The 26909-nt window shown below is 67.2% G+C and carries 28 protein-coding genes and 1 other RNA gene; 16 read left to right on the plus strand and 13 right to left on the minus strand.

Annotated features, from left to right (window positions below; translation table 11 throughout):
* Positions 1-24: 24 nt before the first annotated feature.
* Positions 25-1539, minus strand: a complete 1515-nt coding sequence (gpmI, locus tag AC1DVA_RS11525; RefSeq protein WP_265054756.1) for a 2,3-bisphosphoglycerate-independent phosphoglycerate mutase — start codon at positions 1537-1539, stop codon at positions 25-27.
* 116 nt (positions 1540-1655) lie between these two features.
* Here gpmI and AC1DVA_RS11530 point away from each other — a divergent pair, with 116 nt between their 5' ends.
* Positions 1656-2405 (plus strand): haloacid dehalogenase type II, encoded by a 750-nt coding sequence (locus AC1DVA_RS11530; protein WP_265054757.1) that lies wholly within the window; start codon positions 1656-1658, stop codon positions 2403-2405.
* 19 nt (positions 2406-2424) lie between these two features.
* Positions 2425-3111: a glutathione S-transferase family protein gene (locus tag AC1DVA_RS11535; RefSeq protein ID WP_476806002.1), complete on the plus strand. Its 687-nt coding sequence runs from the start codon at positions 2425-2427 to the stop codon at positions 3109-3111.
* Positions 3112-3135: 24 nt separating this feature from the next.
* On the opposite strand, the gene AC1DVA_RS11540 is transcribed toward AC1DVA_RS11535, so the two are convergent.
* Positions 3136-4617 carry a sensor histidine kinase gene (locus AC1DVA_RS11540; RefSeq protein WP_265054759.1) on the minus strand — a complete coding sequence of 494 codons (1482 nt, stop codon included), beginning with the start codon at positions 4615-4617 and terminating at the stop codon, positions 3136-3138.
* 280 nt (positions 4618-4897) lie between these two features.
* On the opposite strand from AC1DVA_RS11540, the gene AC1DVA_RS11545 reads away from it, so the two are divergent.
* Positions 4898-6571, plus strand: a complete 1674-nt coding sequence (locus AC1DVA_RS11545; protein ID WP_476806003.1) for a formate--tetrahydrofolate ligase — start codon at positions 4898-4900, stop codon at positions 6569-6571.
* A 131-nt stretch (positions 6572-6702) separates the two neighbouring features.
* Here the strand turns inward: AC1DVA_RS11545 and AC1DVA_RS11550 are convergent, their stop codons facing one another.
* On the minus strand, positions 6703-7740 hold the full coding sequence (locus AC1DVA_RS11550) for an L-idonate 5-dehydrogenase (protein WP_265054761.1): 1038 nt from the start codon (positions 7738-7740) through the stop codon (positions 6703-6705).
* A gap of 132 nt (positions 7741-7872) precedes the next feature.
* Here AC1DVA_RS11550 and AC1DVA_RS11555 point away from each other — a divergent pair, with 132 nt between their 5' ends.
* Entirely contained in the window at positions 7873-8640 is a 768-nt protein-coding gene (locus tag AC1DVA_RS11555; RefSeq protein ID WP_265054762.1) for an SDR family NAD(P)-dependent oxidoreductase, read from the plus strand.
* Positions 8641-8833: 193 nt separating this feature from the next.
* Here the strand turns inward: AC1DVA_RS11555 and glmM are convergent, their stop codons facing one another.
* The 4 genes from glmM to ybgF all read right to left on the minus strand — a co-directional run bounded on the left by glmM (position 8834) and on the right by ybgF (position 14515).
* A complete protein-coding gene (gene glmM / locus AC1DVA_RS11560; protein WP_476806004.1) occupies positions 8834-10177 on the minus strand; it encodes a phosphoglucosamine mutase in 1344 nt (447 codons plus the stop codon).
* Between the two features lie 294 nt (positions 10178-10471).
* Positions 10472-12397, minus strand: a complete 1926-nt coding sequence (ftsH, locus tag AC1DVA_RS11565) for an ATP-dependent zinc metalloprotease FtsH (protein WP_265054764.1) — start codon at positions 12395-12397, stop codon at positions 10472-10474.
* A gap of 109 nt (positions 12398-12506) precedes the next feature.
* Positions 12507-13547, minus strand: a complete 1041-nt coding sequence (gene tilS / locus AC1DVA_RS11570) for a tRNA lysidine(34) synthetase TilS (protein ID WP_476806005.1) — start codon at positions 13545-13547, stop codon at positions 12507-12509.
* Between the two features lie 26 nt (positions 13548-13573).
* On the minus strand, positions 13574-14515 hold the full coding sequence (gene ybgF / locus AC1DVA_RS11575) for a tol-pal system protein YbgF (protein ID WP_265054766.1): 942 nt from the start codon (positions 14513-14515) through the stop codon (positions 13574-13576).
* Between the two features lie 168 nt (positions 14516-14683).
* On the opposite strand from ybgF, the gene ssrS reads away from it, so the two are divergent.
* From ssrS to AC1DVA_RS11590, 3 genes are all read left to right on the plus strand, one after another.
* A non-coding RNA gene (gene ssrS, locus AC1DVA_RS11580) (6S RNA) lies at positions 14684-14840 on the plus strand.
* A 6-nt stretch (positions 14841-14846) separates the two neighbouring features.
* Positions 14847-15434, plus strand: coding sequence for a 5-formyltetrahydrofolate cyclo-ligase (locus AC1DVA_RS11585; RefSeq protein WP_476806006.1), 588 nt, complete (start codon positions 14847-14849; stop codon positions 15432-15434).
* Between the two features lie 205 nt (positions 15435-15639).
* The gene (locus AC1DVA_RS11590) at positions 15640-16464 is read left to right on the plus strand and encodes a TIGR00282 family metallophosphoesterase (protein WP_265054768.1); all 825 of its coding nucleotides are present in this window, start codon (positions 15640-15642) and stop codon (positions 16462-16464) included.
* A gap of 220 nt (positions 16465-16684) precedes the next feature.
* Here the strand turns inward: AC1DVA_RS11590 and AC1DVA_RS11595 are convergent, their stop codons facing one another.
* Complete coding sequence (locus tag AC1DVA_RS11595) at positions 16685-18040, minus strand: globin-coupled sensor protein (protein ID WP_265054769.1); 1356 nt, start codon at positions 18038-18040, stop codon at positions 16685-16687.
* Between the two features lie 238 nt (positions 18041-18278).
* Between AC1DVA_RS11595 and AC1DVA_RS11600 the strand changes: the two genes are divergently transcribed.
* Positions 18279-19025, plus strand: a complete 747-nt coding sequence (locus AC1DVA_RS11600; protein WP_265054770.1) for a YebC/PmpR family DNA-binding transcriptional regulator — start codon at positions 18279-18281, stop codon at positions 19023-19025.
* Between the two features lie 111 nt (positions 19026-19136).
* Here AC1DVA_RS11600 and AC1DVA_RS11605 read toward each other — a convergent pair whose 3' ends face one another.
* A complete protein-coding gene (locus AC1DVA_RS11605) occupies positions 19137-19916 on the minus strand; it encodes a sulfite exporter TauE/SafE family protein (RefSeq protein WP_265054771.1) in 780 nt (259 codons plus the stop codon).
* Between the two features lie 153 nt (positions 19917-20069).
* Between AC1DVA_RS11605 and ruvC the strand changes: the two genes are divergently transcribed.
* Genes ruvC through AC1DVA_RS11630 form a run of 5 tightly spaced genes read left to right on the plus strand, consistent with a single transcriptional unit; the run spans position 20070 to position 23298 of the window.
* Entirely contained in the window at positions 20070-20585 is a 516-nt protein-coding gene (gene ruvC / locus AC1DVA_RS11610) for a crossover junction endodeoxyribonuclease RuvC (protein WP_265054772.1), read from the plus strand.
* 25 nt (positions 20586-20610) lie between these two features.
* Positions 20611-21228: a Holliday junction branch migration protein RuvA gene (gene ruvA, locus AC1DVA_RS11615; RefSeq protein ID WP_265054773.1), complete on the plus strand. Its 618-nt coding sequence runs from the start codon at positions 20611-20613 to the stop codon at positions 21226-21228.
* The gene (locus AC1DVA_RS11620; RefSeq protein ID WP_265054774.1) at positions 21225-21713 is read left to right on the plus strand and encodes a GNAT family N-acetyltransferase; all 489 of its coding nucleotides are present in this window, start codon (positions 21225-21227) and stop codon (positions 21711-21713) included. Before ruvA ends, AC1DVA_RS11620 begins: the two co-directional genes overlap by 4 nt.
* Positions 21714-21736: 23 nt before the next feature.
* Positions 21737-22762: a Holliday junction branch migration DNA helicase RuvB gene (gene ruvB, locus AC1DVA_RS11625; RefSeq protein ID WP_265054906.1), complete on the plus strand. Its 1026-nt coding sequence runs from the start codon at positions 21737-21739 to the stop codon at positions 22760-22762.
* Positions 22759-23298 (plus strand): DUF3828 domain-containing protein, encoded by a 540-nt coding sequence (locus AC1DVA_RS11630; RefSeq protein ID WP_476806007.1) that lies wholly within the window; start codon positions 22759-22761, stop codon positions 23296-23298. Before ruvB ends, AC1DVA_RS11630 begins: the two co-directional genes overlap by 4 nt.
* Before the next feature lie 48 nt (positions 23299-23346).
* Here AC1DVA_RS11630 and AC1DVA_RS11635 read toward each other — a convergent pair whose 3' ends face one another.
* The gene (locus AC1DVA_RS11635) at positions 23347-23862 is read right to left on the minus strand and encodes a hypothetical protein (RefSeq protein WP_265054776.1); all 516 of its coding nucleotides are present in this window, start codon (positions 23860-23862) and stop codon (positions 23347-23349) included.
* Positions 23863-24020: 158 nt separating this feature from the next.
* Between AC1DVA_RS11635 and ybgC the strand changes: the two genes are divergently transcribed.
* From ybgC to AC1DVA_RS11650, 3 genes are all read left to right on the plus strand, one after another.
* Positions 24021-24425: a tol-pal system-associated acyl-CoA thioesterase gene (ybgC, locus tag AC1DVA_RS11640; RefSeq protein WP_320109573.1), complete on the plus strand. Its 405-nt coding sequence runs from the start codon at positions 24021-24023 to the stop codon at positions 24423-24425.
* A gap of 55 nt (positions 24426-24480) precedes the next feature.
* The gene (locus AC1DVA_RS11645; protein WP_265054777.1) at positions 24481-25137 is read left to right on the plus strand and encodes a TetR/AcrR family transcriptional regulator; all 657 of its coding nucleotides are present in this window, start codon (positions 24481-24483) and stop codon (positions 25135-25137) included.
* A gap of 95 nt (positions 25138-25232) precedes the next feature.
* Positions 25233-25691: a DUF2852 domain-containing protein gene (locus AC1DVA_RS11650; protein WP_265054778.1), complete on the plus strand. Its 459-nt coding sequence runs from the start codon at positions 25233-25235 to the stop codon at positions 25689-25691.
* Between the two features lie 146 nt (positions 25692-25837).
* On the opposite strand, the gene AC1DVA_RS11655 is transcribed toward AC1DVA_RS11650, so the two are convergent.
* The 3 genes from AC1DVA_RS11655 to AC1DVA_RS11665 all read right to left on the minus strand — a co-directional run.
* Positions 25838-26419 carry a hypothetical protein gene (locus AC1DVA_RS11655; protein ID WP_476806008.1) on the minus strand — a complete coding sequence of 194 codons (582 nt, stop codon included), beginning with the start codon at positions 26417-26419 and terminating at the stop codon, positions 25838-25840.
* A gap of 98 nt (positions 26420-26517) precedes the next feature.
* Positions 26518-26688: a hypothetical protein gene (locus AC1DVA_RS11660; protein ID WP_476806009.1), complete on the minus strand. Its 171-nt coding sequence runs from the start codon at positions 26686-26688 to the stop codon at positions 26518-26520.
* A partial coding sequence (locus AC1DVA_RS11665) for an IS30 family transposase (RefSeq protein ID WP_476806010.1) occupies positions 26685-26909 on the minus strand: 225 nt, incomplete at its 5' end. The genes AC1DVA_RS11660 and AC1DVA_RS11665, both read right to left, overlap by 4 nt.

Here is a 26909-nt window from a genome sequence, read left to right on the forward strand (position 1 = left end):
TTTTGCGTTGACGGTCCGCTCGCTTCAGCGCAGCAGCGACCGCCCTGTCATCTCGGCCGGCTGCTCCAGGCCCATCAGTGCCAGCAGCGTCGGCGAGATGTCGGCGAGGCGCCCGTCCGCCAGGGCTCCGGCCTGCCCGCCGATCAGCATCAGCGGCACCGGGTTGGTGGTGTGCGCCGTATGCGGCTTGCCGGTCAGCGGATCGACCATCAGCTCGGCATTGCCATGGTCGGCGGTGACGAGCAGCGCGCCGCCCGCCCGCTGCACGGCATCCGCGATGGCGCCCAGCCCGGCATCGACCGTCTCGACCGCCTTGATCGCGGCGGCCAGCACGCCGGTATGACCGACCATGTCGGCATTGGCGAAATTCAGCACGACGAGGTCGTAGCGCCCGGAATCGATCGCCTCGACCGCCTTGGCGGTCAGCTCCGGCGCCGACATCTCCGGCTGCAAATCGTAGGTCGCGACCTTCGGCGAAGGCGCCATCACCCGGTCCTCGCCGGGATAGGGCGTCTCCTCGCCGCCGTTGAAGAAATAGGTGACGTGCGGATATTTCTCGGTTTCCGCCATGCGGACCTGCTTGAGGCCCGCCTTGGCCACCGTCTCGCCCAGCCCCTCGGCGAGCGTCTGGGCTGCGAACAGCATCGGCATGACCTTGTCGAGCTCGGCGCTGTAGGAGGTCATGCTGACGGCCTTGACCAGCTGCGGCCGGCGCGGGCGCATGAACCCGGCGAAGTCTGGCTCCAGCACCGCGCCGAGGATCTCGCGGATGCGGTCGGAGCGGAAATTGAAGCTGAGCAGGCCATCGCCATCCCGCATGCCGGCATAGCCGCCGACCGCGGCCGGGACGATGAACTCGTCGGTGACATCCTGCGCATAGGCGGCCGCGATCGCCGCGTCGGCCGTGGCGAATGCAGCGCCCTCCCCCAGCACCATGGCGCGCCAGGCCTTCTCGACGCGCTCCCAGCGGTTGTCGCGGTCCATGGCGTAATAGCGGCCGGAGACGCTGGCGATCACCGCTTCCGGCGGCAACGCCGCCGCGAAGGCCCTGACGTAATCCGCTGCCGATTGCGGCGGCGTATCGCGCCCGTCCGTGAAGACGTGGACACGGACCCGAATGCCCTGGCTGACCAGGATCCGGGCAAGCGCCACCGCATGGTCCTGATGGGCATGGACGCCGCCCGGCGACACCAGGCCGAGCAGATGGCAGGTTCCGCCGCTCGCCTTCAGCTCGTCGACGAGGCCGGTCGCCGCAAGCGCCGCCGCGATCGAACCGTCGGTGATCGCCTGGTTGATCCGCGGCAGGTCCTGCATCACCACGCGGCCGGCGCCGAGATTGAGATGGCCGACCTCGGAATTGCCCATCTGGCCCTCCGGAAGCCCGACATCGAGCCCGGAGGTCCGCAGGAAGGCATGCGGACAGCTCGCCCAGAAGCGGTCGAAGTTCGGGGTCGCAGCCAGCCGGACCGCGTTGTCCTCGCTCTCCTCGCGCCAGCCCCAGCCATCGAGGATCATCAGCATCACGGGGCGAGGCGGCATCGGCTGAACCTGTCGGCGTCTGTGAAGGATGGTTGTGCGGATATCACGCACCGCGCCGTCAATGCGAGTGCTAAGAAAGCGGCAGGACCGCGGCGAAGCCCCGACGGAGGACAGCGATGGCGATCAAGGCGCTGGTTTTCGATGCCTACGGCACGCTCTTCGACGTGCAATCCGTGGCTGGCATCACCGACGCGGCCTTTCCCGGACATGGCGCGACGATCACCCAGATCTGGCGGCTGAAACAGCTCGAATACACCTGGCTGCGCGCCCTGATGGGCCGCTATGAGGATTTCTGGACGGTCACGCGCGACTCGCTCGATTTCAGCCTGAGGACGCTCGGCCTCTCCGCACCGCCGGACCTCGTCACCCGGATCGCCGAAGCCTATGACGCGCTCGCGCTTTACCCGGAGGCGCGCACGGCGCTGGAGGGGCTCGCCTCCCACCGCCTCGCCATCTTCTCGAACGGCAGCCCAGCCATGCTGAAGCGGCTCGTCGCGCATGCCGGTATCGGCGAACTGCTGGAAACCGTGATCAGCGTCGACGAGATCGGCGTCTACAAGCCCGATCCGCGCGGCTACGCTCATGTCGAGAAGCGGCTCGGCCTGGCCCGCGAGGAGATCCTCTTCGTCTCATCCAACGGCTTCGACATCGCCGGCGCCAAGGCGCACGGCTTCCATGTCGCCCGCATAGAGCGTGTGTCGGCAGGCAGGCTGCGCAGCGAGCTCGAAGCCGCCGCCACGATCGACCCCGCGCTGATGTTCAAGGCGCTCAGGATGCAGCCGGAGCAGCTCGGCTTCCAGGCCGATGCGACCATTGCCGCGCTGACCGATCTCGTCTCCTATGTCGCCGGATTGAGACAGGCCTGAGCGCCGCCGAGGAGCCACCATGATCAAGCTCTACTACCACCCCTCGCCCAACCCCGCGAAGGTGGCGCTGTTTCTGGAGGAGGCCGGCCTGCCCTACGAGATGGTGCCGGTCGACACCCGCAAGGGCGAGCAGTTCAAGCCGGAATTCCTCGCGATCAACCCCAACGCCAAGACGCCGGCCCTGACCGACGGCGACGTCACCGTCTTCGACTCGAACGCTATCCTGCTCTACCTCGCCGAGAAGACCGGGCAGTTCCTGCCCGAGGATACGCCGAGGGCGCGCGGCGATATGCTGTCCTGGCTGATGTTCGTCGCCACAGGCATCGGTCCCTATTGCGGCCAGGCGGTGCATTTCAGCCGCTTCGCGCCGGAGAAGATTCCCTACGCCATCAACCGCTACGCCCGCGAGGCCGAGCGCCACTGGGGCATCATCGACGATTTGCTCGGCAGGCGCCGCTATATGCTCGGGGACCGCTACACGCTCGTCGACATGTCCGTCTGGGGCTGGGCGACGCGGCTGTCCTTCGCGATCGGCGACGCATGGCCCGAGATGTTCCCGCATGTGAAGCGCCATCTCGACGAGATCTCGGCCCGGCCCGCGGCCCAGCGCGCCGTGGCACTGAAGGATCAGTTCGCTTTCAAGACGGAGTTCGACGACGAGGCGCGGAAGTTCCTGTTCCCGCAGAATGCCCGCATCGCCGGCTGATCGGACTTTGCCGGCGCCTGCACCTCAGGCGCCGGCCTCGTTCTCGCCGCCGCTGAAGGCCTCGAAGGGCGCGTCGAGCGTGAAGACCAGCCCTTCCCGGAGATAGGCGGTGGTGGTGCCGGCGCGTACGGCCGGGAAGGAGCGCTCGATCAGGCGAGTGCCGAAGCCCTTGCGGGAGGGCGGTGACACAGGCGGTCCGCCACTCTCCTGCCAGCGCAGGCGGAACTGCTTGACGCCCTCGATCTCGTCGACGCCCCAGCTCAGCGTCACGATGCCGGCCTCGTTGGAGAGAGCGCCGTATTTGACGGCATTGGTCGTCAGTTCGTGGAGGATGAGGGTGAGCGCGAGCGCCGGCTTCGGGCCCAGCACCACCGTGGTGCCGTGGATGCGGAAGCGCTGCGCATCGCCCTGGAGGGCGATAATGCTCTGAGCGATGTCGGCCACGCTCGCATCCGCACGCCGGCCGCCGACCAGCAGATCATGCGCCCGCGAAAGCGCCGCCAGGCGCGCGCCGAAGGTTTCGCGCGCCCCCTCGAGCGTGCTCGCACTGCGCAGGGTCTGCGAGGCCAGCGCCTGGATCATCGCCATGGTGTTCTTCACACGGTGCGCCAGCTCCTGCATCAGCAGCCGCTGCTCGGCCTCGGCCTCCTTGCGCTCGGTCACATCCAGATGCGCCCCGACGAGACGCACCGCCTGCCCGTTCTCGTCCCGCTCGATCTGCGCGATCGCCGAGATCCAGCGCAGCTGTCCGTCCGAAGGCCTGACGATACGATATTCCGCCTGATACTCGGTCGCCGTTCCCTGCACCGCTTCGCGAAAATGGGCCTCGACCGCCAGGCGCTCGTCGGGGTGGATGCGCCGGACCCAGTCCTCATGCGTTTCCTCGGCCGCTTCCGGCGGCAGCCCGTGGATCAGCAGGTATTCCGGCGATCGGCGATTATGGAAGCCGGAGCGCAGATTGACTTCGAGCCCGCCGACGCGGCCGATTTTCTGGACCCGGGCCAATTCCTGCTCGCGTCGCCGCAGTGTCTGCTCGGCACGCACGCGCTCCGTCGTCTCGGTGACGATCGCCAGCACGCCGTCGACAGCGCCGGCCTCGCCGAGGATCGGGCTGTAGTCGACGTTCAGCCAGACCTCCTCCGCCACGCCGGTGCGGTAGAAGACGAAAGGCACGTCTCGGTACGATGGCGACTCTCCGGCGAAGACGCTCGCCATCACCTCGCGATTGAACGCTTCGACCTCGGGCCACGCCTCGAAGACGCCGACACCGAGAATGGCCGGATGCCGCGCGCCGGCAATGACCGCATAGGCATCGTTGTAGAACATCAGGCCCTGCTCGCCCCAGAGCAGAGTCATGGCCGATGGCGAAAGCAGGATGAGCTGCAAAGCGTTGCGCAGGTGCGGCGGCCAGTCGGCGGGCGCGCCGAGCGTGGTTTCGTTGCCGGTCCAGCCGCGCAGCAATGCTGCGATCTCGCCCTTCCCAGCAGGCCAGGCTGGCTGCTTCATGGTCGTATCCCCCAGCCGACCAGAATGCGAAGTCGCAAACCATCTGCGCCAGCATTGGTAACTGCCTGTTCCGGGCCTCCGCAAGCGGCCATATGCGCTGCCGATGCCGACTCGAAGCCAGTAGCAGTCGCGGCCGGCACCTCTTGTGTCAAAAGACATTCCGGCCTGTGCATCATGGCCGCCATCGCGGCGAAAGCGCTGGCGGCGCCGGGCGTTTCGCGCCAGTGTCGCCGCCGCCGCGCCGGGAGGCGCGGAGCCAGCACAATCTCCGAGAGGACGGATGTCGACCGATATCGAGATCGCGCGCGCCGCGACGCTTCAGCCCATCGCCGCCATCGCCGGAAAGGCGGGCATTCCGTCCGAAGCGCTCAATCCCTACGGCAAGCATATCGCCAAGATCGACACCCACGCCATTCCGGGCTTTCAGGCGCGGCCGGACGGCAAGCTCATCCTGGTCACGGCGATCAGCCCGACGCCGGCCGGAGAGGGCAAGACCACGACGACCGTCGGCCTCGGCGACGGCCTCTCGCGCATCGGCAAGCGCACCCTGATCGCCCTGCGCGAACCCTCGCTCGGCCCCTGCTTCGGGGTCAAGGGCGGCGCCGCCGGCGGCGGCTACGCCCAGGTCGTGCCGATGGAGCAGATCAACCTGCACTTCACCGGCGATTTCCACGCCATCACCAGCGCTCACAACCTGCTCGCCGCCATGGTCGACAACCATGTCTATTGGGGCAATGGCCTCGGGCTCGACACGCGCTATATCGCCTGGCGCCGCGTGCTCGACATGAACGACCGGGCGCTGCGCGCGACCGTGTCCTCGCTCGGCGGGCCCGGCAACGGCTTCCCGCGCGAGGACGGCTTCGACATCACCGTCGCCTCTGAGGTGATGGCGATCTTCTGCCTGGCACAGGATTCCGCCGATCTCGAAGCGCGGCTCGGCCGCATCGTCGTCGGCCGCACCCGCGACAAGCGCCTGGTCACCGCCGCCGACATCAAGGCGACCGGCGCGATGAGCGTTCTGCTCAAGGACGCGTTGATGCCGAACCTCGTGCAGACGCTGGAAGGCACGCCCGCCTTCGTCCATGGCGGCCCCTTCGCCAACATCGCCCATGGCTGCAACTCGGTGATCGCCACCCGCGCGGCGCTGAAGCTCGCCGATTACGTCGTCACCGAGGCCGGCTTCGGCGCCGATCTCGGCGCCGAGAAGTTCTTCGACATCAAATGCCGCAAGGCCGGGCTGAAGCCCGCCGCCGCCGTCGTCGTCGCAACGGTCCGCGCTCTCAAGATGCATGGCGGCGTTGCCAAGGACGCTCTCGGGCAGGAAAATCTCAAGGCACTGGAAGCGGGTCTCTCAAACCTCACCCGCCATGTCGGCAACGTCCGCAAGTTCGGCGTGCCGCCGATCGTCGCGATCAACCACTTCACCACCGACACCGCTGCCGAACATGAGCTGATCCGCAACYACTGCCGCAACCATCTCGGCGTCGAGGCGGTGATCTGCCGGCACTGGGCCGAGGGTGGGGCCGGCGCCGAGGAACTCGCGCGCAAGGTCGCCGCGCTCGCCGATGAGGGCGAGGCCGATTTCGCGCCGCTCTACCCCGACGCCATGCCTCTCCGGCAGAAGCTGGAGACGGTCGCGCGCGAGATTTACGGCGCCGAAAGCGTCAGCGTCGATGCGAAGCTGCAGGCGCGCTTCGCGGAACTTGAGGCGGCCGGCTTCGGCGACCTGCCGATCTGCGTCGCCAAGACCCAGTATTCCTTCTCGGCCGACCCGACGCTGCGGGGCGCGCCCTCCGGCCATATCGTGCCGTTGCGCGAACTCAGGCTCTCGGCCGGCGCCGGCTTCGTCGTCGCGATCTGCGGGGACATCATGACGATGCCCGGCCTGCCCCGCGAGCCGGCGGCCGAGCGCATCCATATCGACGCTCAGGGACGGATCGAAGGACTGTTCTAGGTCGTCGCTATGCCGCCGTCATGCTCGGGCTTGACCCGAGCATCTCTTCCAGAACGAGGCTCCGGTACCTCATTCTGCGTGAGAGTCTCGGGCCTCGCTGCGCTTCGCCCGCGAATGACCCTCGGCGTCCCTCAGGCGAAGTCGAGCTGCACCTTGATCGCCTTCGACTTGTCGGCGGCAAGGTCGAAGGCCTCGACCGCGCGGTCGACGGGAATCGTCGCGGTCAGCAGCGGCGAGAGGTCGATATTGCCCGAGCCGATCATCGCCACCGCCCAGTCGAATTCCTCGTGGAAGCGGAAGGAGCCGCGCAGGTCGAACTCCTTGGCGACGACGACATTCATCGGCAGGGTGAACTGGCCGCCGACGCCGATCTGGACGATGACGCCGCCCGGCCTGATCACGTCGAAGGCGCCGCTCAGCGCATGCTGATTGCCGGATGCCTCGAACATGACGTCGAAGGCACCCTTCTCCGCTCCATACTCCGCTTTCAGCCGTTCAGGTTCGGCCGCGACATTGATCGTCGCGGTCGCGCCCATCTTGCGCGCGATCGGCAGGGGACCGTCGACCACGTCCGTCGCCACGATCTCGGCGGCGCCCGCCGCCTTCGCCGCGACGATGGTGAGCGCCCCGATCGGCCCGGAGCCCGTTACCAGCACGCGCTTGCCGAGCAGCGGGCCGGCGCGCTTGGCGGCATGCAGGCAGACCGAAAGCGGCTCGGCGAAGGCCGCCTCGGCTGCCGTGACATGCGGCGCCACCTTCACAGCCTGCCGCTCCTCGACGACCAGCACATCGCGGAAACCGCCCTGCACATGCGGGAAGCGCATCGCCGAGCCGTAGAATTGCATGTCGGTGCAGTGCTGCTGCAGGCCCATCTGGCAATAGCGGCAATGGCCGCAGGCCCGGCTCGGATTGACCGCCACACGGTCGCCCGGCTGCACACGCGAGACCTCGCCGCCGACCGCCTCGACCCGGCCTGCGATCTCATGGCCCAGGATCATCGGCTCGCGCACGCGGATCGTGCCGAAACCGCCATGAAGATAATAATGCAGATCCGAGCCGCAGATGCCGCCGGCCTCGATCCGCACCCTGACGTCGTGGGGCCCGAGCTCGGGCGCTGTCGTAGCCTCGACGCGCAGGTCCTTCTCGCCATGAATGAAGACGGCACGCATGTCTCGCTCCCGCTCTGTTGCCGAACCGCGTCCGCAACCATTGTCTAATCGTTTGAAACCTGCTTACCGAAGGATGCAGGTTGTGCGCAAACCGAAACTGCTCCCCGCCGGAGCACTCTGCGAGGATACGCCATGTCGCTGTCGCTGTTCAGTCTCGAAGGCAAGATCGCGCTCGTCACCGGCTCGGGCCAGGGCATCGGCCTTGCGCTTGCGGAAGGCCTGTCGGAGGCCGGCGCCCATGTGGTGCTGAACGGCCGCGACAAGGGCAAGCTCGAACGGGCACAGCAGGCGCTTAGCCAGGCCGGCCGCAAGGCCTCCATCGCCGCCTTCGACGTCACCGATCACCGGGCGGTCGAGGCCGGCATCGCCGCGATCGAGGCCGATATCGGCCCCATCGACATCCTCATCAACAATGCCGGCATGCAGAAGCGCGCGCCGATCACCGAATTCCCGGTCGAGGGCTGGCATGAGGTGATGAACACCAACCTGCATTCGGTCTTCTACGTCACCCAGGCCGTGACGAAGCGGATGGTGCCACGCAAGCGCGGCAAGATCATCAATATCGGCTCGGTGATGAGCGAACTCGGCCGCGCCACCATCATCCCCTACACCGCCTCGAAGGGCGCGGTGAAGATGATGACGCGGGGTCTCGCAGCCGAGCTCGGCAAGCACAACATCCAGGCCAATGCCATCGGCCCCGGCTACTTCGCCACCGAGATCAACACGGCGCTGATCGCGGACGAGGCCTTCACGAACTGGGTCTGCAGTCGCACGCCGGCCGGGCGCTGGGGCGAGACCAGGGAATTGGTCGGCGCCGCCATCTTCCTCTCCGCTCCCGCCTCCGACTACGTCAACGGCCATCTGCTCATGGTCGATGGCGGGTTGACTGCGGTGGTGTGAGCGAGCTGCAAGAACGCCAGCGTCATTCCGGGGCAGGCCAAAGGCCTGAGCCCGGAACCCAGAACCGATGCCATTCGCCGAAAATGGGCTTTGGCCGATCGTGCCGTGCGATCAGGCGCATCGGTTCTGGGTTCCGGGCTCTTCGCTGCGCGAAGCCCGGAATGACGCCCGAACCGTTACCCCTCAATCTGCTTCAGGCCGCCGCCTTCGTCACGGCATCGACGACATCGTCCACCGCGCGCTCGACGAGGTCGCGATCGTCGCCCTCGGCCATCACGCGGATCACCGGCTCGGTGCCCGACGGGCGGATGACGAGCCGGCCGCTCTCGCCGAGCAACTGCCTCGCCGCCTCGATCGCGCTGACCACCGGCTGCTGCTCCAGCGGCTTGCCCGCCTTGTAACGGACATTCTTGAGGATCTGCGGCAGCGGCTCGAAGCAATGGCAGACTTCCGAGACCGGCTTGTCCATCCGCTTGACCACTGCGAGCAATTGCAGCGCCGCCACCAGCCCATCGCCGGTCGTGCCGAAATCCGAGAGGATGATGTGGCCGGATTGCTCGCCGCCAAGATTGAAGCCGTGAGTGCGCATGTGCTCCAGCACATAGCGGTCGCCGACCGCGGTGCGCGCCAGCGACAGGCCTAGCCCCGCAAGGTAGCGTTCCAGCCCGAGATTGGACATCACGGTCGCGACGATGCCGGGCGCCGACAGGCGTCCGTCCTCCAGCCATGAGCGCGCGATCACTGCCATCAGCTGGTCGCCATCGACGATGTGCCCCTGCTCGTCGATGATCAGCACGCGATCCGCGTCGCCATCCAGCGCGATGCCGATATCGGCGCGCAGCTCGCGGACCTTGGCAACGAGCGCTTCCGGATGGGTCGAGCCAACCTCGCGATTGATGTTGAAGCCATCAGGCTCGTCGCCGATGACGATGACTTCGGCGCCCAGCTCCCAGAGCGCTTCCGGCGCGACCTTGTAGCCGGCGCCGTTGGCGCAATCGAGCACGATGCGCAGGCCCTCGAGGCTCATATTGCGCGGCATGGTGCGCTTGGCGAACTCGACATAGCGCGCCGCGGCGCTGTCGATGCGCTTGGCCCGGCCCAGCCCCGCCGACGCAGCCAATCGCGGCCCGAGATCGGCATCGATCAATGCCTCGATCTCCCGCTCGACCTCGTCGTTGAGCTTGTAGCCGTCGGGGCCGAACAGCTTGATGCCGTTGTCCTCATAGGCGTTGTGCGAGGCCGAGATCATCACGCCGAGATCGGCGCGCATCGAGCGCGTCAACATGGCGACGGCCGGTGTTGGCATCGGGCCGAGCAGCATCACGTCCATGCCGACCGCGGTAAAGCCGGCGACCATGGCATATTCGATCATGTAGCCGGAAAGCCGCGTATCCTTGCCGATCACGACCCGGTGGCGATGCTCGCCGCGGCGGAAGGCGAGGCCCGTGGCCTGTCCGACCTTCAGGGCGAGGTCCGGCGTGATGACGCCGTTCGCCCGTCCGCGAATGCCGTCCGTCCCGAAATATTTGCGCGTCATTGCGATTCGTTTCCGAGGGGCTGTCGCGCCCGATTTTGCGCGTTCTATAGCCAAAAAACCTTTCCGCCTTGTCACATATTATGACGGAACATGACAGCGGCCGAAGAAGGCCTGCACGACGGAGGGCTCGTCGTTCCCGGGCGGAGCGCAGCGCAGACCCGAAAATCTCGGGAAAGATGAGGAGCAGGAGCCTTCTCGTCACGAGATGCTCGGGTCGAGCCCGAGCATGACGGAGCTGGATAAACGAAAAAGGGCGGCCTCTCGGCCGCCCTTTTTCGTTTATCCGAGTCTGCCTCAGGCCTGGGGCTGCGGCTCCATCCCGGCATCCGGCTCGCCGCGCTTGCGGCCCTTGCCGGCGCTCGGCACGGCCGAGCCGCGCGGAGCGTGCGGCGTGTCGTCGGCATCGCGCACCGGGCGCTTGCCGGCGATCAGATCGCGGATCTCCTCGCCCGTCAGCGTCTCGAACTCGAGCAGCGCCTCGGCCACCGAGACGAACTCCTCATGGTGCTCGGTCAGGATGGTCTTGGCGTCCTGATAGCCCTGATCGACCAGACGCTTGACCTCGGCATCGATCTTCTGGGCCGTCGACTCGGAGATCGACTGGCTGCGGCCCATCGACATACCCAGGAAGACCTCTTCCTGGTTGTCGCCATAGGCGACCATGCCGAGCTCGTCCGAATAGCCCATCTGCGTGACCATGGCCTTGGCCATCTTGGTCGCCTGCTGGATGTCGCCGGTGGCGCCCGAGGTCACGTTCTCGCGTCCGAAGGTCATCTCCTCCGCCACGCGCCCGCCCATGGCGACCGCAAGCTGCGAGGTGAACTCCTTGAACTTCATCGAGTAGCGGTCGCCCTCCGGCAGGAACTTGACCATGCCGAGCGCACGTCCGCGCGGAATGATCGTCGCCTTGTGGACGGGGATGCCGGCGGGAACGTAGAGGCCGACGATAGCGTGGCCCGCCTCGTGATAGGCGGTCAGCTTCTTCTCTTCCTCGGACATCGCCATGGATTTGCGCTCGGCGCCCATCATGACCTTGTCCTTGGCGTCCTCGAACTCGGCATGGGTGACCATGCGCTTGCCGCGACGCGCCGCCAGCAGGGCCGCCTCGTTGACAAGGTTCATCAGGTCCGCGCCGGAGAAGCCGGGCGTGCCGCGGGCGAGGATCTTCAGGTCGACGTCCGGCGCCATCGGCACCTTGCGGACATGGACCTTCAGGATCTTCTCGCGGCCGGCGACATCAGGGTTCGGCACGACGATCTGGCGGTCGAAACGGCCGGGGCGCAGCAGCGCCGGGTCGAGCACGTCCGGACGGTTGGTCGCGGCGATGATGATCACGCCCTCGTTCGGCTCGAAGCCGTCCATCTCGACGAGGAGCTGGTTCAGCGTCTGCTCGCGCTCGTCATTGCCGCCGCCGAGGCCGGCGCCGCGATGACGGCCGACCGCGTCGATCTCGTCGATGAAGATGATGCAGGGCGCGTTCTTCTTGGCCTGCTCGAACATGTCGCGGACGCGGCTGGCGCCGACGCCAACGAACATCTCGACGAAGTCGGAGCCCGAGATCGTGAAGAACGGCACATTGGCTTCGCCGGCGACGGCGCGGGCCGTCAGCGTCTTGCCGGTACCGGGAGGGCCGACGAGCAGCACGCCGCGCGGAATGCGCCCGCCGAGCCGCTGGAACTTCTGCGGATCGCGCAGGAACTCGACGATCTCCTGCAGGTCTTCCTTGGCCTCGTCGATGCCCGCGACATCATCGAAGGTGACGCGGCCATGCGCCTCGGTCAGCAGCTTGGCCTTCGACTTGCCGAAGCCCATCGCCCGGCCGGCGCCGTTCTGCATCTGGCGGGACATGAATATCCACAGGCCGATGAAGATCACGAAGGGCAGCGAGTTGACGAGCAGCGCCATGAACCAGGGCGTGCCCTCTGACGGAGCCCGCGCCGAAACCTGAACGCCCTTCTGGGCCATGGTCTTCAGCAGGTTCGGGTCGCCATAAGGCGCATATGTCACGAAGCTGCGGCCATCGGAGAAGCTGCCGGAAATCTCCTGCCCGGCCACGACGACGTTCGAAACGCGCCCGGCCTCCGCCTCGTTGATCAGCTGGCTATAGGGGATTTCGTTCGTGCTCGCCCGCTGGCTTGGGCTCTGGAACAGCGTCACCAGAGCCAGCACGAGCAGGAAGATCACCACCCAGAGTGCGAAATTACGAAAATTCGGATTCATCACCAGTCCGATCGGGCCTGCCGGTCCAACCGGATAAGGCCAAGGGTTTGCTCAGGTAATCTAGGTGCGGCACACGCCCTTGCCAAGGGAAACAGATGGGGAGGCGGCACTAAGATGTCGCAGGGTGAACACCGCGTCGCCGTGGCCCTTCTCGCCGAAGGGCCAACACGCCGTCTCGGCCAAGCGCGATAATGCAGCCGGACAATGTCCGTCTGATGGCGAAACCCGCCTTCGCAGCGTCGCGCAGGGCTTGCACGCATTCTTCGAGCCGCTCGAGCCGGCCGTAGCCGTCACCACCGGCCGTGACGCCCTCTAGCGCCAGCGCCAGCACACGCAGAACGATCTCCTCCGGCTCCGTCAACAGAGCCCGGAAGTCGAGTCGCAGGCGCTGCTCGTCGGGTTCCGAATGGGGTTCCGATGGCATGCGGACCACCGCGAAGACATCCCGCGCACGTTGCGCCGCCCCCGCGTCCAGCCGCGCCATTCGCTCGGCGAGGCGCCCGAAGCGCTCGGCCGTCAGCCCGTGTTCCGCCAGCACCGGCATCGCGCCCCGCCAGCGGACGCGCTCGAAACGCGGATCGGCATTGCTCGGGTCCCGAAAGAAGGGCAGCCCCCTCGCCTCTGCAGTGGCCACCAGCCGCGCCTTTGGGACACCGAGCAGCGGGCGGGCGAGCACGATACCTTCCTTCTCGACACGGTCCCGCATCCCGACCAGACCGGATGGGCCGGAGCCATGAGCGAGCCGCATCAGCATCGTCTCGGCCTGGTCGTCGAGCGTATGGGCCGTGACCAGCACCGCCCCGCCAAGCCGCCGCGCCTCGCCCGCCAGCAACGCGTAGCGGGCGCGCCTGGCTTCGGCCTGGAGGCCACTGCCGGGCTTCGGCCCGTCCCAATGCAAAATCCTGTGCCCAATGCCGAGCCGGTCACAGAGCGATGCGACGGCAACCGCCTCCTCTGCCGATTCCGGCCGCAAGCCGTGATCGACGGTTGCGGCATGGACCTTTGGCCGGCCTGAGGCCCGCCCCCATTCGGCGAGCAGCGCCAGCAGCGCGACGGAATCAGGGCCGCCCGACACGGCGACGAGCAGTGCCGCCTGGCACGCCAGCCCCATAAAGAGTTCGCCGGCCTCGACAGGCGAGACCGGCGACATCATCGTTTCGTTCTGAGATGCCGCGCTCAAGCGCAGCCGGAGCGGCGCCGTTCGCGCGCAATGCCCTGGCGCACGGAATTGGACGCCGCAGGATAGTCGACACCGACCTTGGCATAGGTCGCACAGGCCTGGTCTTTGGCTCCGAGCCCGTTCAGCGCCATGCCGAGCTTCAGCAGGCTGTCCGGCGCCTTGGTCGCCTTCGGCGATTCCCGCGAGATCTTCAGGAACTGCTCGGCCGCCTCGCGATAGCGCTGCCGCTGGAGATAGCTCTCGCCCAGCCAGTAGGTGGCATCGACCGCCAGCCGGTCGCGCGGATAGCTCTGCAGGAACTGCCGGAAACCCATCTCCGCCTGCTCGAATTCCTTCCGCTGCAAGGAGGCAAAGGCGAGATCATAAGCTTCCTTCGCGCTCTGCGGCCCACTGGCGGCGGCGACGCTCGGTCCGCGCGGCATGGCCTGCGACAGGCCGCCTTGCGGAACTGGCCTCCCGACGCCCTGGAGGTCGAGCGGCTGGCCGGTGGCAGGGCCTCCGCCGTACTCATCCTCGATGATGCCGGCGATGCCGCCACCAAGCTGCTGCGGCGCGCCAGCCGCGCCCTGCTGCATCGTCGGATCGAAGGCGTCGCCGCGTCGCTGGCGCTGGGGCGCAGGCGCGCCGCCGGCGGGCGGCGGTGCCACAGGGGCCGGCGCAGCCCCACCGGAGCGTCCGCCGCCCTTCTCGCTCAGGCGGAAATCGACGTCCTCCTGGAACTTGCGCACCTGCTCGCTGAGGCGGCGATTCTCGAACTGGAGCTGCTCGATCTGGCCAGACATCTGGCGCAGCTGGTTTTCCAGCCGCGTGGTGCGGACCAGCAGGTCGGCGGCGTCCTGCGCCACGCCCGGCACGGCGCCGCCGAAAAGCGCCGCGGCGAGGGCGAGCGCCGTCAGCCCGGGACGGGAAAGATGACGGGCAAGGATCGAACGAAGCATCGATGAAACCGGTTTTCCGAATATGTCGCGCCTGTCTATATCACCTGCGCACCACGGCCAAAATATGAACACTTTCATGGCGCGCCCGGCCGGGAGGCGCAAGGCATCCCGGTGCATGGATGCAAATCGCCTCTGGCGCTTTGCCGGCAGCTTACTTACATTGGCTGAGCGGGGCTGCCTGGTGCGTGCGAGACAGCATTCCCCGGGCCCATACGACTCCCTAGGGAGCTGTCCCTGACCGGGTCCCTGGATCCGGACACACGGCGCCCACCTACTTCTGTAGGTGTCCCGGGATTCAAAACTCCACGGCCGAGGTGGCTCCGCAACCTTCATGACGACGATGCCCGCCGATGCGCCTGTAACGCCCTCCCCCCGGAAAGCCGCCCTTCGCGCGGCCGCGCTCGACCGGCGGGACGCGCTCGAGATCGACGACCGGCTCGAATGGGATTCCGAAATCGCCGCGCGCGTCCTCGCGCTGCCCGTCTGGGAGAGCCGCGGCCCGGTTTCCGCCTATTGGCCAATGCGGTCCGAGGCCGATCCGCGCCCGATCCTCGAAGCGTTGCATGAGCGCGGCCTGCCACTCTGCCTGCCGGCCATCGTCGACAAGCACATGATCTTTCGCCGTTGGGCGCCCTATGAGCCGATCGTGCCCGGCGGTTTCGGCACGCTCGTTCCCGCTCCGGCCGAGCCCGAGGCGAAGCCCGCCATCCTGATCGTGCCGCTCGCCGCCTTCGACCGGCGCGGCTACCGCATCGGCTACGGCAAGGGCTATTACGATCGCGCCCTTGCGGAGCTTGGCCCCACCGTCAGCATCGGCATCGGCTATGGCGCGCAGGAGATCGAGGCCGTCCCCGACGAGCCTCACGACCGGCGCCTCGACTGGATCGTGACCGAACGCGAAACCATTCGCTGCGGTTGATTCCGCCGGGCTTTCGGGCCACGGAGTGGGACGGAACTGCCAATCCACAGCCCTCATCCTGAGGAGCCGTTCGCAGGAACGGCGTCTCGAAGGATGTTCCAGGAGTCTCCGGTGCCTTCTGGAGCATCCTTAGAGACGCGGCCTGCGGCCGCTCCTCAGGATGAGGGCTTGTGTGGTGGGCGATCTCACCCGTTCGGAGCCCTCTATGCGTCTGCTTTTCCTCGGTGACGTCGTCGGCCGCCCCGGCCGGATCGCAGTGCAGGAGCGCCTCCCCGCCCTGCGCGAGGCCTGGAAGCTCGACTGCGTCGTCATCAACGGCGAGAACTCCGCCGGCGGCTTTGGCATCACCGAGGCGATCTGCGACGAGATCCTGGCAGCCGGCGCCGATGTCGTCACCCTCGGCAACCATTCCTGGGATCAGCGCGAGGCCCTGGTCTTCATCACCAGGCAGGACAGGTTGATCCGCCCGGCGAACTATCCGCCCGGCACGCCCGGCCGCGGCGCGACCGTTATCGAGGCCCGCAACGGCGCCCGCGTCCTCGTCGTCAACGTCATGGGCCGCCTCTTCATGGATCCGCTCGACGATCCCTTTGCCGCGGTCGAGCGCGAGCTCGCCGCCTGCCCGCTCGGCGAAGTCGCGGATGCCGTCATCGTCGACGTCCATGCCGAGGCGACCAGCGAAAAGCAGGCCATGGCCTATTTCCTCGATGGCCGGGCCAGCCTCGTGGTCGGCACGCATACCCATGCCCCGACATCCGACACCCGCATCCTCCCGGCCGGCACCGCCTACCAGTCGGATGCCGGCATGTGCGGGGACTATGATTCCGTGCTCGGCATGCAGAAGGACGAGCCGGTGCGCCGCTTCCTGCAGAAGGTACCTGGCGCAAGGCTGGAGCCGGCAACCGGCGAAGGCACGCTGTCGGGCGTCGCCGTCGAGATCGACGATGCGACGGGGCTGGCGACGGCGGTCTGGGCGGTGCGGGTCGGCCCGCATCTCAGCGAGGCCCTGCCCGGCTGGGCGCAAGCCTGACGAGGTCGGCCGACGGCTCTGAAGCACGCCGGTTTGACACGGAACCACGCCGTCATTCCGGGCGGGCTGAAGGCCCGAGCCCGGAACCCATGAACACCAGCCCATCGAAAGACGCGATCCAACGAGGCTTCTCGTACGATCCAGTGTTCATGGGTTCCGGGCTCTTCGCTGACGCGAAGCCCCGGAATGACGTTGTGGTCCCAGTCAAGCCCGGCAGGCTCTAAACCGCGCGGTTCTGCCGGATCAGATCGTCGAAGGCGTGGTTCAGGCTCTCCGCCTGGCGGGACAGCGTTCCGGCCACGTCGAGCACGTCATGCACCGCCTTTCCGGCCTGCTGCGCGCTGTCGCTCAACTGCACGATGGTTTCGGCGTTCTCCTGCGTGCCCATCGCCGCCTGATCGGCGCTGCGGGCGATCTCCTGCGTCGCGGCGCGCTGCTCGTCGATGCTGGCCGCGACCGCACCCGCGATCCCGTTCACCTGGCTGGCGAAGGCGACGATGCTCTCGATCGCGGCGACCGCCTCGCGCGTCGCAGCCTGCATGGCCGGGACCTGGGCCGCGATCTCGTCAGTGGCCTTGGCGGTGCGCGCCGAAAGCTGCTTCACCTCGGTTGCGACGACGGCGAAGCCGCGGCCCGTCTCGCCGGCACGCGCCGCCTCGATCGTGGCGTTGAGCGCCAGCAGGTTGGTCTGGCTGGCGATCGTCTGGATCATCTCCACGACCGAACCGATCGTCTCCGCCGAATGTGCCAGGCTTTTGACGATGGCGTCGGTCTTCTGGGCCGCGGCATGGGCCTCATGCGCAATCGTCGATGCCCGCACGACCTCTGCCGCGACATGGTCGAGCGAAATCGACAATTCGTTCGTTGCGGTCGCGACATTGCTGACGTTGTCGGAGGCGCTCTCCGCCGCCCCAACGGCGCGCTCGGCCTGGGCGCTGGTTTCCCCCACCACGTTCTCGACCGATGCCGCGAGCCGCCCGACCTTGCCGGCGCTGGCGTTCACCGCGCTCACCACCTCCCGGACGGTGATCTCGAACGTCTCGATCTGTTGGCGCGTGCGGTCGCGGCTTTCCTGCTGAACGACGGCGTAGGTTTCCAGCAGCAATTCGAGATCGAGCTGCGTCGCCTTGGACAACGCCGTTCGCATCGCGATGCGCCGGTCGAGCTTGCGCCTCTGCCAAAAGCTCGACAGCCCCATCATGCTCCGGCGGTCGAGCCCGAGTTCCACGATGATGGCGTTCGAGACGATCGCGTGGCAGATCACCACGGCATAGATCGGCACGCCGCGATCGTGAAAGACGGTCGCCAGGCCGCGTGCCGACTCGGTGTAGCCCTCGCCCAGATTCCCCGACGCAAGCTTTATCCAGTGCGCGAGCCGCCGCTCATGCACGTCGGGCCTGCGCAGGGCCTGCGCGATCTCGGGCCAGGGCGCGAATTGCGCGTGCAGTTCCTCCAGCAGCTTCGGCAGCCGATCGCGCGCAAAGCCGGCCAGCGAACCGAGAAGTTCGATATCTTCGTTGAAGATCCGGAACGCCTGGAAGCGGTGCTCCTGCGCGGCGATGGAGTTGGATGTCACGACGTCACGGTGGCTGGAGAAGGCAGCGGCAGGAATTCACCGCGGGGCGCCGGCATAATGCTCATCTATGGCAAAGAATGGCTTAACGGCGGCTTCGCCGCCGTTTCTCGGCCGGAAGCCCAGCGGACGCTTGCCTGCCACGGAAGCCCGCGCCTATAAGGCCGTTCCATTCGCCTCCGGCCCGCGCCGGCGGGCGATGTTCCCATGGTTCCATCTTCTCAGAGGGCAAAGAGTCCCCATGGCCGGCCATTCACAGTTCAAGAACATCATGCACCGCAAGGGCAAGCAGGACGCGGTGCGCTCCAAGCTGTTCTCGAAACTGGCCCGCGAAATAACCGTGGCCGCCAAGATGGGCATGCCCGACATCAACATGAATCCGCGCCTGCGCATGGCCGTTCTCGCCGCCCGCGCCGAGAACATGCCGAAGGACAACATCCAGCGCGCCATCAACAAGGCGGCCGGCGGCGAAGGCGACAATTACGATGAGGTCCGCTACGAGGGCTATGGTCCCGGCGGCGCCGCCGTCATCGTCGAGGCGCTCACCGACAACCGCAACCGCACCGCCTCGGCCGTCCGCTCCTACTTCACCAAGGCGGGCGGCGCGCTCGGCGAGAGCAACTCCGTCTCCTTCATGTTCAACCGCGTCGGCGAGATCACCTATCCGCCGGAGGCCGGCGATGCCGACAAGATCATGGACGCCGCGATCGAGGCCGGCGCCGACGACGTGATCTCGGACGAGAACGGCCACACCATCCTCTGCGCCTTCGACAGCCTGAACGAGGTCTCCAAGGCCCTCGAAGCCGCGCTCGGCGCCCCGGCCTCGGCCAAGCCCGTCTGGCGGCCGACCACGACGGCCCCGCTCGACGAGGACAAGGCCGCCTCGATGATGCGGCTGATGGAAGCGCTCGACAATGACGACGACGTCCAGAACGTCTTCGCCAATTTCGAGATCGCCGACGACATCATGGCGAAGCTCAGCGCCTGATTTCAGCCTGCGTCATTCTCGGGCTTGACCCGAGAATCTCTTGCCAGACGAGGCTCCCGCACCTCCTCGTCATGAGATGCTCGGATCAAGCCCGAGCATGACGGTCCTCGACTACCGCCCGATCACCACGTCCCAGAGCGGCAGGCTGATCAGCGCGCTCAAGAAGATCACCAGATAGGCGCCGCGCCGGAAGTTCCGCTCAGAAGCGAGCCGGAAGCCGTGCGTGCCGGCCCAGAGCCCGACGCCGTAGACCGCGAAGAGCGGCACCGCCATCAGCAACGCGCCGCCGGTCAGGATGCCCTTCCACCACAGAACGGTGCCGCTGATCAGCGTCGAGACGCCGAAGAAGGTCTGCATGTTGGCCCGCGTCTTGTGCCGGTCGTTGCGCTGCGCACCGAGCCAGAACACCGCGAGCGGCATGCCGCCGATCGAGGCCATGCCGTTGAACAGCCCCGACAGCGCGCCGACACCGAGCGATAGCGGGATCGTCGGGCGCCCGTGATAGCGCCAGCCCGAGGCCATGAGGCCGACGGCGAGAAGCACCAGCAGGGCGAGGAGCCAGCGCATCGTCTCGCGGTCGAGCCAGATCAGCAGCCAGATCCCGGCCGGCAACGCCAATGTCGCCGTCAGCAGCAGCGGCAGAATCTCGCTCCACTCGGCATTCTTGGAACTGCGCGCCGCGATCGGCAGAGCGAAGGGCAGGTCGATGAACCAGATCAGCCCCAGCGCCGCCACCGGCCCGAGCACCATCGAGGCCAGCGGCATGAACACCATCGCGAAGCCGAAGCCGGTGAAGCCGCGCACCAGCCCGCCGAGCAGGGTAGCGGCCAGCAGGACGGCGATGCCGTCGGCCGTCAGGCCGGGCATGAAGGAGGCAAGGCTGAAAGGCATGGCATCGGCGCGAGAGGATAATTCTCTGGCGAACATGCCTGCCGGCCTCCGGCAAGAACAGCTTTCCTTTTTGATGGGATCGATGAGGAGAATTCATCTCCACTCAAGTTCCGCATGGGACAAGTCCGAAACACCCGCTAGTTTGGGCGTGTCATGGCACCCGCGATTCGCATCCTCGGTCTCGATCCCGGCCTCCGGAAGACCGGCTGGGGCATCGTCGTCTCCGAGGGCAGCAAGCTCTCCTTCGTCGCCTGCGGCTGCATCGAGAGCGACGGCGATCTGTCCCTCGGCGAGCGCCTGCGGCAGCTGCATGAGGGCCTGCACCAGGTCATCGTCGCGCACAGTCCGCATGAGGCCGCGGTCGAGGAGACCTTCATCAATCGCGATCCGCAATCGGCGCTGAAGCTCGGCCAGGCCCGCGGCATCGCGCTGGTCGTGCCCGCGCTCGCGGGCCTCAGCGTCGCCGAATACGCCGCCAACCTCGTCAAGAAGACCGTGGTCGGCGTCGGCCACGCCGACAAGAAGCAGGTGCAGGCGATGATCCGCGTGCTGCTGCCCAAGGCCGAGACCAGATCCGCCGACGCGGCGGACGCGCTCGCGGTCGCGATCTGCCATGCCCAGCATCGCGGCATCAAAGCGCTCGTCGCGCAGATGCGCGCGGCGGGTTGAACGTGACCGTTGGGGGACGGCAACCATGATCGGCAAGCTCAAGGGCCTGATCGATTCCTACGGCGAGGACCACGTCATCATCGACGTGCAGGGCGTCGGCTATGTCGTGCAGTGCTCGGCGCGCACGCTGCAGCGCCTGCCCAAGCCCGGCGAGGCGGCAGCGCTCTCGATCGAGACCCATGTCCGCGAGGATGCGATCCGCCTCTACGGCTTCATGTCCGATATCGAGCGCGACTGGTTCCGGCTGATGCAGGTGGTGCAGGGCGTCGGCGCCAAGGTCGCACTCGCCATCCTCTCGACGCTCGATCCAGGCAGCCTCGCCACCGCCATCGCCACCAACGACAAGGCCGCGATCGCGCGCGCGCCCGGCGTCGGCCCCAAGCTCGCCCAGCGCCTCTGCGCCGAGCTCAAGGACAAGGCACCGGCCTTCGGCCATATCGACCCCGGCATCGTCCAGCTCTCCGGCGCGCTCGAAGACAGGAAGCTGCCGCAGCCGATCGCCGACGCGGTCTCGGCGCTCGCCAATCTCGGCTATCCTCAGGCACAGGCCATCGCGGCGGTCGCGGCTGCCGCCAAGGCGGCCGGCGACGGCGCGGGCACGGCCCAGCTCATCAAGCTGGGCCTGAAGGAACTGGCGAAGTGAGCGCGCCCGAAGAGCTGGACCTGCGCATCGTCACCGACAAGCGCGAGCTCCTGCGGATCATGCTGGCGAGCTGGGGCTCGCACAGCATGATGATCGGCCTGCACGTCTACGACGTCGCCGAGATCGACGCGCTCGGCCTGTTCGAGCCTGACGGCACGACGGCCGCGCTGGCGAGCTGGACGGTCAGGGGCGACACCGCCTATCTCTGCGCGCTCCACTCGCTGAAAACCGGCGAAGGCGTGGCGATCCGCATGCTCGACGCCGTCATCTTCTCGGCGCGCAAGGCCGGCGCCAAGAGGCTCAAGGCGATGCTGACCAACGACAACATGCCAGGCATGACCTTCTATCAGCGCCGCGGCTTTCGCCTCTCGGGGCTTTATCTCGAAGCCATCGACGCCTATCGCTCGGTCGTGCCGACCATCATCAAGACGGGATACATGGACATTCCGATCCACGACGCCCTCGAACTGGAGATCGCGCTGTGAGCGAGCCGAAACGCTCCGGGCTGATGACGGCCGAACGCCGCGAGGACGACAGCGAAACCTCGCTGCGCCCGCTTTCGCTCGCCGATTTCACCGGCCAGGCCGCGGCGCGCGCGAATCTCCAGGTCTTCATCAACGCCGCCAAAAGCCGTGGCGACGCGCTCGACCATGTCCTATTCGTCGGCCCGCCTGGTCTCGGCAAGACGACGCTGGCGCAGATCGTGGCGCGCGAGCTCGGCGTCAATTTCCGCTCGACCTCCGGGCCGGTGATCGCCAAGGCCGGCGATCTCGCCGCCCAGCTCACCAATCTGGAAGAGCGCGACGTGCTCTTCATCGACGAGATCCACCGGCTCAACCCGGCGGTCGAGGAAATCCTCTATCCGGCGATGGAGGACTACCAGCTCGACCTCATCATCGGCGAAGGCCCGGCGGCGCGCTCGGTCAAGATCGACCTGCCGAAATTCACCCTCGTCGGCGCCACCACCCGCGCTGGCCTGCTGACGACGCCGCTGCGCGACCGTTTCGGCATCCCTATCCGCCTGCAGTTCTACACGGTCGAGGAATTGCAGGGCATCGTCGCCCGCGGCGCCCGCGTATTGGGCGTGCCGATGTCCGACGATGGCGCCAACGAGATCGCCAAGCGTTCCCGGGGTACACCGCGCATCGCCGGCCGGCTGCTGCGCCGCGTGCGCGACTTCGCCATCGTCGACGGCGACCCGATCGTCACCCGAAAGGTCGCCGACAAGGCGCTCTCCCTGCTCGACGTCGATGCGATCGGCCTCGACCAGATGGACCGACGCTACCTCACCACGGTCGCGATCAATTTCGGCGGCGGCCCGGTCGGGATCGAGACCATCGCCGCCTCGCTCTCCGAGCCGCGCGACGCGATCGAGGAGATCATCGAGCCCTTCCTGCTCCAGCAGGGCTTCATCCAGCGCACCCCTCGCGGACGCCTGCTGACGCCGCACGCCTTCCGCCATCTCGGCATGCCCGAGCCGTCGCGCGAGACAGCGCAGTTCGGCCTGTTCGGGGACGAAGAGAGCGAGGCATGATCGCGGCCTTCCGCCAGCTTGCGCTCGCGCTCGCTTTGACCGGGCTCACCGCCCTGCTGGCGATCGCGGCCCGCGCGGCCGAGGCAACGCCGGACCGGCCGGTGAAGGACGCCTATGCCATCACCATCAAGACGCTCGCGGCTTCCGGCGAGCCGCCCTGGCGCCCGCCGCATCGCGACAGACTCCTCAGCAAGAGCCTCGCCGCTCTCTTCGCCCGAGACGATCTCTATCAGGACGAAAGCGGCGAGATGGGTCAGATCGGCGCCGATCCCTTCATCAATGGCCAGGATGGCGAGGTGAAGAACCTGCATGTCGCCGTCACCGAGAAGCCGGCGAACGGCAAGGCACAGGTCACCGCCACCTTCCGCAGCTTCAAGCAGCCGGTCACCGTGCGGTTCCGCATGGTTGAGGACGACGGCGGGTGGCGCATCGACGACATCGTCAACCGCTTCGAGGGCAAGGATTATTCGATCCGCGACGAGCTCTCGAAGCCCTATGACTGCGGCTCCTTCATGAACAAGCCCTGCAAGCGCTGAGCGCTCGCAGGGCCTGAGGCAGCCGCGCCCCCGGAACGCGCCGATGGATCAGCCGCTACGGCGAGCCATCTTCGCGCGCATCATCGCGGGACGGGCGCCAGCATCCTTGAGGGCGCCCGACTTGACGGCCTTCGGATTCTCGACCGGCTGCATGCCCTTGCCGGCGGTCCGGCTCCTTGGCCGTTCCACGGCATTCTGACGCTGCTTCAGCGCCAGTGCCTTGCGCGCGAGGCTGCGCTGGCTGGGCGCCCTTTCCTTCTCGGCGCGGCGCGTGCGCTCGGCGCCGACGCGCTTCAAGGCTGCCGTCAGCGCGTCGGCCTTGGCCTTGGTGCCGCTGTTGTCGCTGGCCGGCTTCGCACCTTTGGGCTCGGCCTTGCCGCGCATCTCGCGCTTCTGGCGACGCGCGCCGTCGCGCGCCTTGTCGCGGCGCTCGCGCAACTGGGTGGCGAGCTCGCGCAGGTCGTCCGCCGGCAGCGAGCCGATCGCGCCGCGCTGGGTGCGGGCGACGAGGTCGAGTTCGGTCTTGTCGAGCAGCCGCGCCGTCGCCTTTGTCGATTGGGCCATCATGTCCTCCCTTGCAGTTGGCTACGCAACGGCCAACGCCCGTCTTCACGGCTGGGTTCCGGGTGCGATCGTCGCAGCCTCCCGTCCGGCCAGGCCGTTCCGCTGGCGCGCGCGATGGTCTATGCCGTGGCCGACCGATGGATAACGGCCGGAGCGAGATGAGCAGGACCCACCGCATCGACATTCGTGTCTACTACGAGGACACGGATTTTTCCGGCGTCGTCTACCACGCCTCCTATCTGCGCTTCATGGAGCGCGGGCGCACCGAGCTGATCCGCGCGCTCGGCATCGAGCAGCGCGAGCTTTTCGACGGCGAGACCGCGCTCGGCTTCGCGGTGCGCAAGATGACGATCGATTTCCTCCGCCCTGCCGTGATGGACGATCTGCTGACCGTCGAGACCCGCTCGGTCGAAGCCCGCGGGGCGACCATGGATCTGGAGCAGCGCGTGCTGCGCGGCGAGGAGGTGTTGATCGCGGCCGCGGTCAAGGTCGCCTGCGTCGGCGCCGGCCGGGCACGGCGTATCCCCGACGAGCTGCGCAAGCGGCTGATGCTCGACGAATGACGATATCGCGCATGCCCATCGACGCGCCGGCCGCCCATATGTTAGCGCTCCTTACATGAGCTGGAAGCGCGACCGACCCGAAACGCCCCGCGGCTATCACCACGGCAACCTCAAGGAGGAGCTGGTGCGGGCTGCGCTCGGGTTGATCGGCGAGAAGGGGCCGAACGGCTTCACCTTCGCCGAGGCGGCGCGCTTGGCCGGCGTCAGCCCCGCCGCGCCCTATCGCCATTTCCGGGACCGCGACGAATTACTGGCCGATGTTGCGACTCGCGGGTTCCAGGCGTTCGAGGCCGCCCTCGCCCGCGCCTGGGACCAGGGCAAGCCCGATCCCGAGACCGCCTTCCACCGGCTGGGCCGCGCCTATCTCGCCTTCGCCCATGACGAGCCGGCCTATTATTCGGCCATGTTCGAGGCCGGCGTGCCGCTCGATGCCAGCGCGGAGCTGCGCGCGGCGGCCGATCGCGCCTTCGCCGGGCTGCGCCAGGCGGCGGAGGCCCTGATCGCGCAATTGCCGCAGGGCAAGCGCCCGCCGGCCCTGATGATGGCACTGCATGTCTGGGCGATGTCGCACGGCGTCGCCGCCCTGTTCGGCCGGGCCGATGGCGGCCGTCGCCCTCTGCCGATGTCGGCGGCCGAGCTGCTCGAGGCCGGCATGCTGATCTATCTCCAGGGCCTCGGCATCGGCCCCAAGGGCGCGGCGAAGCCCGACTGAAGCAATTCCGGGCGGCAGGCTTCTTGACAATCGGCGCAGCTGGATCCATTTATGTAAATGTGATTTACATTCACGATCATTAGAGTGAGGGAGCAATGCCGATCGTCGCCAAGCTTGACGAATATGGGAAGGGTGCCTGGATCGCCTTCGCGGTTCTCGGCTTCATCGTGTTCTGGCCCTTGGGTCTGGCGACCCTGGCCTTTCTGTTCTGGAGTGGACGCATGGGTTGTGGTTACGCAGGAGACCGGTACGAGCACCGGATGAGCCGTCTTCAGGGCAAGATGGACCGGCTGCGCGAGCGCATGGCCGGCCGCGAAGGCGGCTTCGGAAGCGGCTTCGGCGGCTGGGGCCGCGGCGGCCCCTCCAGCGGCAACCGCGCCTTCGACGAGTACCGTGCCGAGACGCTGCGCCGCCTCGAAGAGGAACAGCGCGAGTTCCACGACTTCCTGGACCGGCTGCGCATGGCTCGCGACAAGTCCGAGTTCGACCAGTTCATGGCCGACCGCCGCAATCAGCCGCCGGCGAATCCTCCGGCGCAGCCCGACGCCGCCTGACGCCTGCTACGGCAGATGCAGATGAGAGCCCGCTCCGGTCTGCCGGGGCGGGCTTTTTCGTCGCATGCAGGAGCTTACATCGCATCGCCAACGCGGAACGGGTCTGCCTGCCCGGAGCCCGGGCAGGCATTGCGCCTCGGCGAATGCTATCTGAGCACGATGTAGAATGCCTCGGCGAAGCTGAGATCCACCATGTCGCCCCGGCGGAGCTTCTGCAGATTCGCCTTCACGTCAGGGTCGGTGACGGTGAGCGAACGCGGGCCGAAGGGGCCGACATAGCTCACGACGCTGTTGGCCGCGTCGAATCGTTCGAACCGCGCCGTCAGCGTCACCGACCGTGCGACGAATTTTTCTGGCAGGTTCTGGAACGACGGCGCGCTCGCCGCCTCGGTGTAGGTGATCCCGGGCTTCGCACCACGCTTGTTGCGCCGGACGTCGACGACAACCCCCTCGACCCGGTTGATCTCGACCATGTCTCCCTCGCGGACATTCTCAAGATTGCCGAAGACCGGCGGAACGTCGACGAGCCATCGATAGCCGCGCTGCTCGACGACCACCGCGCGGTTGGGCGGATCGACCGACACGACGCGGACGGTAAGGCGCTCGATATCGACCGGGCCCACCCCCGCGACGATCACTGTTCGGCTGGTAACCTCAGGGGTGGTGGCGCAACCGGCCGCCCCCAATGCGATCGAAATCGCAACAATCAGACCAATATGCTTCGACATGGAAACCTCTCCGCTAAGAAAGCAACTCCGGGTCAATTCTAGCATCTTGTCGCGGATGATAGCCGCAGGAGCAGTAGTAGAGTCTTCCGCCGAGAGTTTCAGCCAAATTCTTGCGGGTGCTTATCCAGATAAATCCCGAGCCCTGAACCGGTAAATTTCGGACCTTCCAGCCCGGCCATTCGAGGCACGAGGCTGGTCGTGCGCCCCTCCGGCGGATCGAATCCGATCACCGGCTTTTCTCGAAAACCAGCCTTGACGGGCGGGCTCAACTGATCGCCGCAACACACTCGGCGAACCTCTCGGCTGGGGTTTGATAGAGCAAGGTCTTTCTGGGCCGTTCGTTGAGCTGACGGGCGATGGCGCTGAGCTGGGCCTGGCTTTGCAGGGACAGGTCGGTTCCGTGGGGAAGATACTGGCGCAGGAGCCGGTTGGTGTTCTCGTTCGAGCCACGTTGCCAGGGTGACCTGGGATCGCAGAAGTAGACCTCGAC

Source organism: Allobosea sp. P4_C6 (genome assembly GCF_056402015.1).

Bases quoted from the DNA above. Each gene is read 5' to 3' on its own strand.
- AC1DVA_RS11600 (WP_265054770.1), top strand. From the start codon at position 18,279: ATGGCCGGCCATTCACAGTTCAAGAACATCATGCACCGCAAGGGCAAG.
- ybgF (WP_265054766.1), bottom strand. From the start codon at position 14,515: ATGCTTCGTTCGATCCTTGCCCGTCATCTTTCCCGTCCCGGGCTGACG.
- gpmI (WP_265054756.1), bottom strand. From the start codon at position 1,539: ATGCCGCCTCGCCCCGTGATGCTGATGATCCTCGATGGCTGGGGCTGG.
- ybgC (WP_320109573.1), top strand. From the start codon at position 24,021: ATGAGCAGGACCCACCGCATCGACATTCGTGTCTACTACGAGGACACG.
- AC1DVA_RS11605 (WP_265054771.1), bottom strand. From the start codon at position 19,916: ATGCCTTTCAGCCTTGCCTCCTTCATGCCCGGCCTGACGGCCGACGGC.
- ftsH (WP_265054764.1), bottom strand. From the start codon at position 12,397: ATGAATCCGAATTTTCGTAATTTCGCACTCTGGGTGGTGATCTTCCTG.
- AC1DVA_RS11590 (WP_265054768.1), top strand. From the start codon at position 15,640: ATGCGTCTGCTTTTCCTCGGTGACGTCGTCGGCCGCCCCGGCCGGATC.
- AC1DVA_RS11650 (WP_265054778.1), top strand. From the start codon at position 25,233: ATGCCGATCGTCGCCAAGCTTGACGAATATGGGAAGGGTGCCTGGATC.
- tilS (WP_476806005.1), bottom strand. From the start codon at position 13,547: ATGTCGCCGGTCTCGCCTGTCGAGGCCGGCGAACTCTTTATGGGGCTG.
- ruvB (WP_265054906.1), top strand. From the start codon at position 21,737: ATGACGGCCGAACGCCGCGAGGACGACAGCGAAACCTCGCTGCGCCCG.
- AC1DVA_RS11585 (WP_476806006.1), top strand. From the start codon at position 14,847: ATGACGACGATGCCCGCCGATGCGCCTGTAACGCCCTCCCCCCGGAAA.
- glmM (WP_476806004.1), bottom strand. From the start codon at position 10,177: ATGACGCGCAAATATTTCGGGACGGACGGCATTCGCGGACGGGCGAAC.
- AC1DVA_RS11645 (WP_265054777.1), top strand. From the start codon at position 24,481: ATGAGCTGGAAGCGCGACCGACCCGAAACGCCCCGCGGCTATCACCAC.
- AC1DVA_RS11630 (WP_476806007.1), top strand. From the start codon at position 22,759: ATGATCGCGGCCTTCCGCCAGCTTGCGCTCGCGCTCGCTTTGACCGGG.
- AC1DVA_RS11550 (WP_265054761.1), bottom strand. From the start codon at position 7,740: ATGCGTGCCGTCTTCATTCATGGCGAGAAGGACCTGCGCGTCGAGGCT.
- AC1DVA_RS11540 (WP_265054759.1), bottom strand. From the start codon at position 4,617: ATGAAGCAGCCAGCCTGGCCTGCTGGGAAGGGCGAGATCGCAGCATTG.
- AC1DVA_RS11655 (WP_476806008.1), bottom strand. From the start codon at position 26,419: ATGTCGAAGCATATTGGTCTGATTGTTGCGATTTCGATCGCATTGGGG.
- AC1DVA_RS11555 (WP_265054762.1), top strand. From the start codon at position 7,873: ATGTCGCTGTCGCTGTTCAGTCTCGAAGGCAAGATCGCGCTCGTCACC.
- AC1DVA_RS11635 (WP_265054776.1), bottom strand. From the start codon at position 23,862: ATGGCCCAATCGACAAAGGCGACGGCGCGGCTGCTCGACAAGACCGAA.
- AC1DVA_RS11530 (WP_265054757.1), top strand. From the start codon at position 1,656: ATGGCGATCAAGGCGCTGGTTTTCGATGCCTACGGCACGCTCTTCGAC.
- AC1DVA_RS11535 (WP_476806002.1), top strand. From the start codon at position 2,425: ATGATCAAGCTCTACTACCACCCCTCGCCCAACCCCGCGAAGGTGGCG.
- ruvC (WP_265054772.1), top strand. From the start codon at position 20,070: ATGGCACCCGCGATTCGCATCCTCGGTCTCGATCCCGGCCTCCGGAAG.
- ruvA (WP_265054773.1), top strand. From the start codon at position 20,611: ATGATCGGCAAGCTCAAGGGCCTGATCGATTCCTACGGCGAGGACCAC.